The organism is Candidatus Obscuribacterales bacterium (assembly GCA_036703605.1).
Taxonomy (GTDB): Bacteria; Cyanobacteriota; Cyanobacteriia; order RECH01; family RECH01; genus RECH01.
The window spans coordinates 1-9,133 of sequence record DATNRH010000689.1 but is presented as its reverse complement, the minus strand read 5'-3'; the positions used below and the strand labels follow the sequence as shown (position 1 = coordinate 9,133).

The 9,133-nt window shown below is 54.5% G+C and carries 10 protein-coding genes; 8 read left to right on the top strand and 2 right to left on the bottom strand.

The genetic code is table 11. The annotated features are described in order from the left end of the window. A partial coding sequence (gene topA / locus V6D20_14655) for a type I DNA topoisomerase (GenBank protein HEY9817020.1) occupies positions 1–2,615 on the top strand: 2,615 nt, incomplete at its 5' end. Between the two features lie 13 nt (positions 2,616–2,628). Here the strand turns inward: topA and V6D20_14650 are convergent. Continuing rightward, complete coding sequence (locus tag V6D20_14650; GenBank protein ID HEY9817019.1) at positions 2,629–3,615, bottom strand: methylenetetrahydrofolate reductase; 987 nt, start codon at positions 3,613–3,615, stop codon at positions 2,629–2,631. 263 nt (positions 3,616–3,878) lie between these two features. Here V6D20_14650 and V6D20_14645 point away from each other — a divergent pair, with 263 nt between their 5' ends. The 6 genes from V6D20_14645 to V6D20_14620 all read left to right on the top strand — a co-directional run bounded on the left by V6D20_14645 (position 3,879) and on the right by V6D20_14620 (position 7,575). Further along, positions 3,879–4,928 (top strand): hypothetical protein, encoded by a 1,050-nt coding sequence (locus tag V6D20_14645; GenBank protein ID HEY9817018.1) that lies wholly within the window; start codon positions 3,879–3,881, stop codon positions 4,926–4,928. A gap of 86 nt (positions 4,929–5,014) precedes the next feature. After that, on the top strand, positions 5,015–5,317 hold the full coding sequence (gene ureA, locus V6D20_14640) for an urease subunit gamma (protein HEY9817017.1): 303 nt from the start codon (positions 5,015–5,017) through the stop codon (positions 5,315–5,317). A gap of 11 nt (positions 5,318–5,328) precedes the next feature. Next, complete coding sequence (locus V6D20_14635; GenBank protein ID HEY9817016.1) at positions 5,329–5,742, top strand: urease subunit beta; 414 nt, start codon at positions 5,329–5,331, stop codon at positions 5,740–5,742. Positions 5,743–5,938: 196 nt separating this feature from the next. After that, positions 5,939–6,136 (top strand): 50S ribosomal protein L35, encoded by a 198-nt coding sequence (rpmI, locus tag V6D20_14630; protein ID HEY9817015.1) that lies wholly within the window; start codon positions 5,939–5,941, stop codon positions 6,134–6,136. A gap of 174 nt (positions 6,137–6,310) precedes the next feature. Then, on the top strand, positions 6,311–6,664 hold the full coding sequence (gene rplT / locus V6D20_14625; protein ID HEY9817014.1) for a 50S ribosomal protein L20: 354 nt from the start codon (positions 6,311–6,313) through the stop codon (positions 6,662–6,664). A 122-nt stretch (positions 6,665–6,786) separates the two neighbouring features. Beyond that, a complete protein-coding gene (locus V6D20_14620; protein ID HEY9817013.1) occupies positions 6,787–7,575 on the top strand; it encodes a transporter substrate-binding domain-containing protein in 789 nt (262 codons plus the stop codon). A gap of 104 nt (positions 7,576–7,679) precedes the next feature. Here the strand turns inward: V6D20_14620 and V6D20_14615 are convergent, their stop codons facing one another. Then, positions 7,680–8,360 carry a Crp/Fnr family transcriptional regulator gene (locus V6D20_14615; protein ID HEY9817012.1) on the bottom strand — a complete coding sequence of 227 codons (681 nt, stop codon included), beginning with the start codon at positions 8,358–8,360 and terminating at the stop codon, positions 7,680–7,682. 545 nt (positions 8,361–8,905) lie between these two features. On the opposite strand from V6D20_14615, the gene V6D20_14610 reads away from it, so the two are divergent. Then, positions 8,906–9,133, top strand: a 228-nt coding sequence (locus tag V6D20_14610; GenBank protein ID HEY9817011.1) for a hypothetical protein, incomplete at its 3' end; no start/stop codon positions are given.

Here is a 9,133-nt window from a genome sequence, read left to right as displayed (position 1 = left end):
TGCCTCAGTCGGCCAGTGAAATTCCGGCTAGCGTGAAGAAGGAAGAATGGGCCAAGCTAGGCGTTAATGTTGATGCCAACTTTGAGCCGCTTTACGTCATTCCTAAGGACAAGAAAAAAATTGTTTCCACCCTCAAAGAGGCTTTGAAGCAGGCGGATGAGCTGGTGCTAGCCACGGACGAAGATCGGGAAGGGGAAAGCATTAGCTGGCACCTACTCCAAGTCTTGAAACCCAAGGTGCCCACCAAGCGCATGGTGTTTCATGAAATTACCGAGGAGGCGATTCAGGATGCGATCGCCAATTGCCGAGATGTCAACGAAGACTTGGTTCATGCCCAAGAAACTCGTCGTATCCTGGATCGCTTAGTTGGGTATACCCTCTCGCCCCTGCTCTGGAAAAAAATTGCTTGGGGTCTGTCGGCTGGGCGGGTGCAGTCGGTAGCGGTGCGGCTCTTGGTGCGCCGCGAGCGGGAGCGTCGGGCTTTCCGTAAGGGTAGCTACTGGGATCTCAAAGCCACGCTGTTGCGCCATGAGACGCCTTTTGAAGCCAAGTTGGTCACCCTCAACGGCCAGCGGCTAGCCAACGGCAGTGACTTTGATGAAGCTACAGGACAAGTGGCGGCTGGGCGGAATGTCTTGCTGCTGGGCGAACCGGAAGCGCGAGATTTGCAGGCTCGTTTAGAATCCGTGCCTTGGACGGTTTCAGGTTTAGACGAGCGCGCATCTACCCGCCGTCCATCGCCCCCCTTCACCACATCAACGCTGCAGCAGGAAGCCAACCGTAAGCTACGGCTCTCCGCTCGGGACACCATGCGCACGGCTCAAAGTCTCTATGAGCAGGGCTATATCACCTACATGCGAACCGACTCGGTGCATTTATCTCAACAGGCGATCGCCGCCGCCCGCACCTGTGTCGAAGATTTGTATGGCAGCGACTACCTCAGCCCCAAGCCTCGGCAATATGACACCAAGAGCAAGGGAGCCCAAGAAGCCCACGAAGCCATTCGTCCCTCGGGCAGCACTTTCCGCACTCCCCAGGAAACGGGGCTGCGCGATCGGGAACTGCGGCTCTATGACCTGATCTGGAAGCGCACTGTTGCCACCCAGATGGCTGAAGCCCGCCAAACTCACATCACGGTGATGATTGAAGCCGACAACGCTGAGTTTAAGGCCACCGGCAAGCGGATTGACTTCCCTGGCTTCTTCCGTGCCTATGTGGAAGGCTCTGATGATCCCGATGCCGCCATCGAAAACCAAGAGGTGATTTTGCCCAACCTCCAGGCCGGCGATCCCCTAGATTGCTCTGATCTAGAAGCGATCGGACATGAAACCCAGCCCCCCGCCCGCTATACCGAAGCATCGCTGGTGAAAATGCTTGAAAGTGAAGGCATTGGTCGTCCTAGCACCTACGCCAGCATCATCGGTACGATCATCGACCGAGGCTATGCCCAGATGCAAACCAATAGCCTCACCCCCACGTTCACCGCCTTCGCCGTGACCACCTTGCTAGAGCAGTATTTTCCCGATCTGGTCGATACGGGCTTCACTGCTCGTATGGAGCAAACCCTGGATGATATTTCCACCGGCACGGCCAGTTGGTTGCCCTACCTAGACTCGTTTTATCGAGGCGCGACGGGTTTGGCGACCCAGGTGAAACAACAGGAAGACCAAATTGATCCCACCGAAGCCCGCTCCATTACCCTAGAAGGGCTAGATGCCAAGATCCGCATTGGTCGATACGGCGCTTATATCGAAGTCGATCACGAGGATGGCCCGGTGAAGGCATCGATTCCCCAAGATCTCACCCCTGCCGATCTCGATCCGGATCAGGTTGAGCTGCTGCTGCGGCAAAAGACGGAAGGCCCTGATAAGGTGGGCTTTGATCCAGAAACGGGGGAGCCCATCTATCTATTAATTGGCCCCTACGGCCCCTACGTGCAGCTTGGGGAGGCGACGGAGGAGAATCCTAAGCCCAAGCGTGCTTCGCTACCCAAAGGTGTCTCCATTGAAGCGGTGACCCTAGAAATGGCTACGGGACTGCTGGCTCTGCCCCGACTCCTCGGTGTCCATCCCGATACCGGCGCGAAGATCAAGGCGAGCTTAGGCCGGTTTGGCCCCTATGTGGTGCATGACCAGGGCAAAGACGGCAAAGACTATCGATCGCTTAAAAAAGAAGATGATGTTCTGACCATTACCCTAGAGCGGGCTTTGGAGCTGTTAGCAGAACCCAAGCGTGGGCGAGGCAGTCGCAAGGGAGCCGCCAAACCCCTGCGGGAGCTGGGAGAGCACCCAGGGGATCAGGAACCGGTGAATATTTACGACGGCCCCTATGGGCCTTACATCAAGCACGGTAAGACCAACGTGTCGCTGCCAGAGGGGGGCACGGTTGAATCGGTGACCATGGAGCAGGCTGTAGGATTGCTGACCGAGAAGGAGGGCAGCAAGAGCAAAACCAAGCGATCGACCAGCAAAACCACCAAATCCTCAACGGCTAAAGGCAGCAAAACGACGAAGAGTAGCAAGACGTCTAGTAGCAAAACCTCGACGGCCAAGAAAACCACCAGTCGCCGCTCTACGACCTCGAAGAAGGCCTCGTCCCAGAAATCTGCTGATTAGATAGCAGGGATGTTCAAGATGAGGGAGCGGGAGCCTGAATGCAGGGGCGATCGCTCCCCAAGTCACTCCCCGAGTCGCTTACCGGGGCAATGCCAGCTAGGTCGAGAATCTCGGGAATTAAATCTTCGCGCTTAATCGCCATCATGTGAACACCCTGGCAAAGCTGGCGGGCTAGTTGCACCTGTTCCGCCGCAATATGCATCCCTTCTTGGAGGGGATTGCTGGCTTGGGCTAGGCGATCGATTAAGTATTGGGGAATGTGTACGCCAGGCACATTGCGGTTGATGAACTCTGCATTCTTGGCCGACTTCAGCAAAAAGATGCCGGCTAGCACCGGTTTTTGGCTGCCCGCCGCGATGTGCTCCATGAATTTTTCCAGGCGATCGAAGTCGGAAATCAACTGGCTTTGAAAAAACTGGGCCCCGGCCGCTAACTTGCGCTCAAATCGGCGCTGCAGCCCCGACCAACTGCCGCTTTGGGGATCCACCGCTGCTCCGGCAAATAGATGGGTGGCACCATCTGGCAAGGATTTCTCATTGGCGTCTAGCCCTTGGTTCAATTGATCAATTAGCTTCAACAAGCGCACGGATTCCAAATCAAAGACGGCTTTTGCTTTAGGATGATCACCGGCTTTGATGGGATCACCCGTGAGGGCCAGGACGTTTTGCAGCCCTAGGGCTTGGGCTCCCATCAGATCGGCTTGTAGGGCAATTTGATTGCGATCGCGACAGGCGACCTGATAGATCGGCTCAATGCCCTGTTGGTGCAGCAGTGCCGAGGCCACTAGGGACGACATGCGTAAAACGGCACGGCTACCATCCGTGACATTCACGGCATGAACCCGGTTTTTGAGCCCCGATGCCATGGCAATCATGCGGCTAGCATCGCCCCCTTTGGGCGGCATCACCTCGGCGGTAATAAGAAATTCCCCCGATTGGACGGCGCGTCGGAAGCGAGACGCGATCGCCAACGAGGAACTGGCACCATTGGATGAGGACATTCTAACCATGAAAATCGTAGGCGCTGAGGCATGTGATCGAGGTTGGCGTAGCCCAAGTCAGACCAGCAGGTTAGTACTTACACCTCTAACCTCTTTGCCTAGGGCTAACTAGCCTAGTGTGCCACAGTTCGAGAGGTGGAGTCATCTAATCAGGACGCAATCGCCCCCCTTGGTGTGCCGTCAGATCCCACCGTTGAGATTTGGAAGATCGTGGCATAATGATCCGGCTATCGTCTTTGATCACCCTATCTCTAAGCACAGCTATGGTTCAATCCGTTCCCATGTCCTCCGCCCTCCCCAGCACCTCGGATACCGCCGTCGAGCTAGGCTTTCATCTCCCTGATCCCCACGATGAGCAGGTGTCGGACAGTGAGTTTGAACATACCGTCTCCCAAGCTTGGCAGATTTGCGATCGCTTTGATCTACAAACGGATATCTGGCGCGGGCGCATTCTCCGCACGGTGCGCGATCGGGAGAAGCGATCGGGGGACGGCCGGGGCACGGGATTTCTCAACTGGCTCAAGGAACGAGATATTAGCAAAAGCCAAGCCTATTCCTGGATTGAAGTTGCCGATAGCGCTGATACGTTGATTGATGGCGGTTTTTTGGAAGCTGAGCATGTGAACCAATTCAGCAAGAGGGCCTTTGTGGAAACGGCTCAATCTGCCCCGGAAGTGCAGCAGATGGTGGGAGAAGCAGCCCGGCGCGGTGACCACATTACCCGCCGGGAAGTGCGGCATCTCTCTGATGACTGGACAGCCATGAGTTCCGAACTGCTGCCGGCAGAAATTCGGCAAAAGGCCGCCGACAATAGCCTGCCCACGCGCTATGTCGCTCCCCTAGTGCGAGAACTGGAAAAACTGTCTGCCCCCCACCAAGCTCCCCTCCAGGAAGAAGTGGCGGCCAGCCCAGATCTCGACACGGTCAAACAGGTCACCGCCGAAGCTCGCTACCTGGCCAAGTATCTGCAATCCGCTACCGAAGTGCAGGCCCTCACCACCACGCCCCTTGACTTAGAATCGGCGCTGGAGGAAGCCCTGCGCGTGGGATGCCTGAGTTCCACTGCTGATATGGTTAACCAAGCAGCTCAGCTTGAACAAACTATTGCCAAGCTGTACACCACCTGGAAACGCCTGAACAATTTAGCCGAACGGGTGTATGTAGATAGCGGAGCCAGCACCCCCCATCTGCGATCGCTGCTCACGGCCCTGGCCCCTCTGATTAGCAATACCCCAGAAGTCCGGCTCGGCGATGTGGAGAGCCCCCTCTCCCAAGTCATTCGAGTGGCGGTGTCGTCTGACCTCACGTCATAGCGATTTAACACAATGTAGTTGCGATCGCGCCCCATCTAAGGCATGATTCTTGCAACCACTGCCTACCCGCCGGTTTCACCTCACCTATGCAACTGACTCCCCAAGAAAAAGACAAGCTGATGATCTTCACCGCAGCCTTGGTGGCCGAGCGGCGTAAGGATCGCGGGCTGAAGCTGAATTATCCCGAAGCCGTTGCCTTGATTTCCGCCGCCATTCTAGAAGGCGCACGCGATGGTCGCACCGTGGCTGACTTGATGAGCTACGGTGCCACGCTGCTCACCCGCGACGATGTGATGGAGGGCATTGCCGAGATGATCCACGAGGTACAGGTGGAAGCCACCTTTCCCGATGGCACCAAGCTGGTGACGGTTCACGATCCGATTCGCTAAGGTTTTGCCCCATGGCTAAAAAAACATCCAAAAAGTCAGCAAAGACCGCCACTCCTGCATCTACCATGATCCCCGGTGAGTTGATTCCAGGCGACGGCGACATTGAACTGAACGCGGGGATGCCCACTCTCACCGTAACGGTGGCTAACAGCGGCGATCGCCCCATCCAAGTCGGCTCCCATTTCCATTTCTTTGAAGTGAATACCGCCCTGCAGTTTGACCGGGAAGCCACCAAGGGTATGCGCTTGGACATTCCCGCTGGCACCGCTGTCCGATTTGAGCCTGGGGATGAACGGGATATCACCCTGATTCCCCTGGCCGGTAGCCGCCACGTGTATGGTCTGAACGCTCTGATTAACGGCCCCCTCGATCAGGTTAGTCCAGCTAAGTCGGACAAAAAAGGATCCCGAAAGAAGAAAAAATAGCTGTTCAGCCTCGACATTAGCGGTGTATTAGCGGTACGAGCCGGGCGGCCAGCCCCAGCATGGATACTAGTTTTAAGCGTTGCCCAGGCATCTAACTGAGAGAGTTTACCCTGGAATGTACAAAGTCCTATTAACCCCTTGCGCATCAGGATGGTTAACAGGTACTATTAAAGACTGTGTAGAATTCACAAAGACCATGCCCAAACTCAAAAGCCGTAAAGCCGCCGCTAAACGTTTCCGCCGCACGGGCAGTGGAAAGATTGTGCGCCGTAAAGCCTTTAAGAATCACCTTCTTCAGCATAAGTCACCCACCCGCAAGAGCCGCCTCTCGAAGTTGGTGGTGGTGAATGAGCGAGATGCTGAGAACGTTGAAATGATGTTGCCCTACCTCTAAGCGCAGCGTCTTGATAGGCGATCGCTCTCCATTTAACTTGAGATGGCAGGGTTCCTCGTTTCGGACACTTGGCATGGTGAACTAGAGGGCTACATCCCGTGAGCAGGGCAGCGATCGCCCCTGATAGGTTTAGAGACAACTTACGTTTATTACAGTTACGCAGGACTTGAAACTATGGTACGGGTTAAGCGCGGGAACGTTGCCCGCAAGCGTCGCAAGAAGATCTTAAAATTGGCGAAGGGCTTCCGGGGATCACACTCCAAGCTGTTCCGCTCGGCTAACCAACAGGTCATGAAGGCCCTGCGTAACGCCTACCGCGATCGTCGTCGCCGTAAGCGGGACTTTCGTCGTCTGTGGATTACCCGCATCAATGCCGCAGCGCGTCAGCATGGCATCAGCTATAGCCAGTTGATTGGTCAGCTCAAGAAAGCAGACATTCAGCTCAACCGCAAAATGTTGGCTCAAATGGCGGTTTTAGATCCCACCGGATTTGCCAAGGTTGTGGAAGTAGCCACCCAGGGTCGTTAAGCCCAAGGCTACAGAAGAGACTGTGAACCATCCCTGAACAAGTGTCGGGGATGGCATTTTTTTATGTGGTCTTTTGCCTGGATTGCTACAATGCGAAAGCCCGTTGCTAGACCCTAACTCTCATGCGTAGCCTGACTCTAAGTTCATTGATGGCGATCGCCCTTTCCCTTGGTGGCGTGGGCGCGCTGCTCCCGGCCGCCGTCTGGGCTGCCGAGCTGTCGGTCATCCAGGAGCGTGGCTATTTGATTGTGGGTGTGAAAGACAATCTGCGTCCCCTAGGATTTCGAGATGCCGAGGGGGAACTGGTGGGGCTAGAAATTGATGTAGCCCATCGTTTAGCTGAGGAACTGCTGGGCGATCGCACTGCCGTGGTGTTTTATCCGGTTCAAAATCGCGATCGCCTCACGGTGCTTTTAGAGGGCGAGGTTGATCTGGTGATTGCCGGGCTAACTCGCACCAACTCGCGATCGCGCATCGTCAGCTTCAGCGCCCCTTACTATCTGGATGGCACTGCCTTCGTCACCCAAGATGCTGCCATTCAAACCCTTGCCGATGCAGGGCGATCGCCCATTGCCGTGCTCAACGAATCGAGCACCATCGCCAACTTGCGGTCCTACCTACCCCAACCGACTCTGATCGGTGTGGATTCCTACCAAGAAGGTTTGGAGTTGCTGGAAACGGGGCAGGCCGCCACCTTTGCTGGGGACACCAGTGTTCTAGCCGGATGGGTGCAGACCTATCCCGCCTATCGCCTGTTGCCCACAACTTGGGCTGCCGATTCTCTATCTGTTGCCACCCGTCGCGGCAATCAATACGACGATCTACGACGACAGATTAATGAAGCGATCGCTAGCTGGTATGCCGAGGGCTGGATTCAAGACCGGGTGAATTACTGGGGGCTGCCGTTTTGAGCCTTCATCTAAAAGCCTCCTAAGCAATCTAGACTGCTAGGAGACATCCCTTAAAGCCCCTCTCCCAGGACGGAAGAGGGGCTTTAAGGGTCAGTCAACCGGGGCTATGACTCAGGTTGAGATGGGATACAGAGCAAATTATCGCCGTAGGTTGTGATTAGCCCTCGTTGGCGTAACTTACCCATCAGTCGAGTTACTGTTACCCTCGTAGAACCAATAGCGCTACCGATTTGCGCATGGGTGAGTACCCAAGGTAAGCAATAGCCATCTGCACAAGGTTCACCAAATTCTTCGATGAGTAGGGTTAGGAATCCTAAGAGCCGGTCAATAGTACGCCGTTGACCCAAAGTGCTTAGCCAAAGTAGCTTACGCTGATGTTGATAGCGAAAAGCATCGAGAACTTCCCGGCGGAAATGGGGCCAGTTGTCGAGATCATGCCAATACATCCAAATTACGGATGTTTGGTCTACATGGGCGAAGCTCTGCAGGGTAAACGGCGACTGGGCCACAATTTCAAAGGGTTGACCTGCGCCAACAAACCCCAAAAAGGCCTCCTCCGAATTAATGTGGGGCGATCGCGCCGTATGCCCCGTAGCACTAACCTGCGCTTCACCAACAAGCCGCACAGACCCACATTGAACCAGGTAGAGTAACCCTGGACGGGCAGGAATGCGTTCATCTTTTTCAAAGGTGCGACAGCGATAATGTTCCTGCGCCCAATCAATAATGCGCTGCCAAGTTAAAAATGGGCGAGAGGCCTCTGGCTGGGAGGATGCTGAAAACATAGCTGAATGTTGTGGATGCGACGTCACGAAAACCTTACACAGAGCATAAACAAGCAAATCACAGGTGAATCAATCAGAATGCGATCGCTCGACCCCAGATCACTTGATTAACGGTAGAGGGCGATCGCATCAGTAGTCAGAACCATGGAGATCAGGTTGCGCAATCCGAGAAACACTAGGTGAATACATTAGACATCAACAAGGAAAATCAGTCAGGTTTTAAGGGCCTATGGCACTCTTCCTCTGAATCCGTGAACTGACCACTGGAGAGCAGGAGTGTAAACTTAGCATAACCGTTACAGATACAAACAATGTAGAAAAAATTACGGACACTAGGCTGTAGTTTTATCACGTTGTTGCCTGTCGTCAACTTAGAGTTGATGGCTTGCAAGGCTTAGGGTATGGGTGACACCCCCACGATTCACATGTGTGACGCTAGACACAATGGCCTGATTGACTCCTAATGTTAGGCGGCTAAACGGACTGCCTCTCTTTATCCCATACTGAAATTCAATTGTGCATCTCTCTGATGATGTATTCGACGGATGTATTTGACAGAACTTGTAGAACGATGGACGGCTATCTCTTGGCGATCGCAAATCGTCCAGTGTTTGTTTCAGGATCTCCAGAGTCTTGCTGTTTTGCAAGGAACAGAATCAGAGTGCTTCTTGCAAGCTTCAAGACCCAGACTCAACGTTGAAGTTCCCCTCAAGCGGGAGAAAAACTCGTTATTTTTAGTGTATGGCTCGGCTATTGCCCTTAAACAGGCTGCC

Coding starts and splice junctions, on each gene's coding strand:
- V6D20_14635 (HEY9817016.1), top strand. CDS start 5,329: ATGGCTAAAAAAACATCCAAAAAGTCAGCAAAGACCGCCACTCCTGCA.
- V6D20_14650 (HEY9817019.1), bottom strand. CDS start 3,615: ATGTCCTCATCCAATGGTGCCAGTTCCTCGTTGGCGATCGCGTCTCGC.
- rplT (HEY9817014.1), top strand. CDS start 6,311: ATGGTACGGGTTAAGCGCGGGAACGTTGCCCGCAAGCGTCGCAAGAAG.
- ureA (HEY9817017.1), top strand. CDS start 5,015: ATGCAACTGACTCCCCAAGAAAAAGACAAGCTGATGATCTTCACCGCA.
- V6D20_14645 (HEY9817018.1), top strand. CDS start 3,879: ATGGTTCAATCCGTTCCCATGTCCTCCGCCCTCCCCAGCACCTCGGAT.
- V6D20_14615 (HEY9817012.1), bottom strand. CDS start 8,360: ATGTTTTCAGCATCCTCCCAGCCAGAGGCCTCTCGCCCATTTTTAACT.
- V6D20_14620 (HEY9817013.1), top strand. CDS start 6,787: ATGCGTAGCCTGACTCTAAGTTCATTGATGGCGATCGCCCTTTCCCTT.
- rpmI (HEY9817015.1), top strand. CDS start 5,939: ATGCCCAAACTCAAAAGCCGTAAAGCCGCCGCTAAACGTTTCCGCCGC.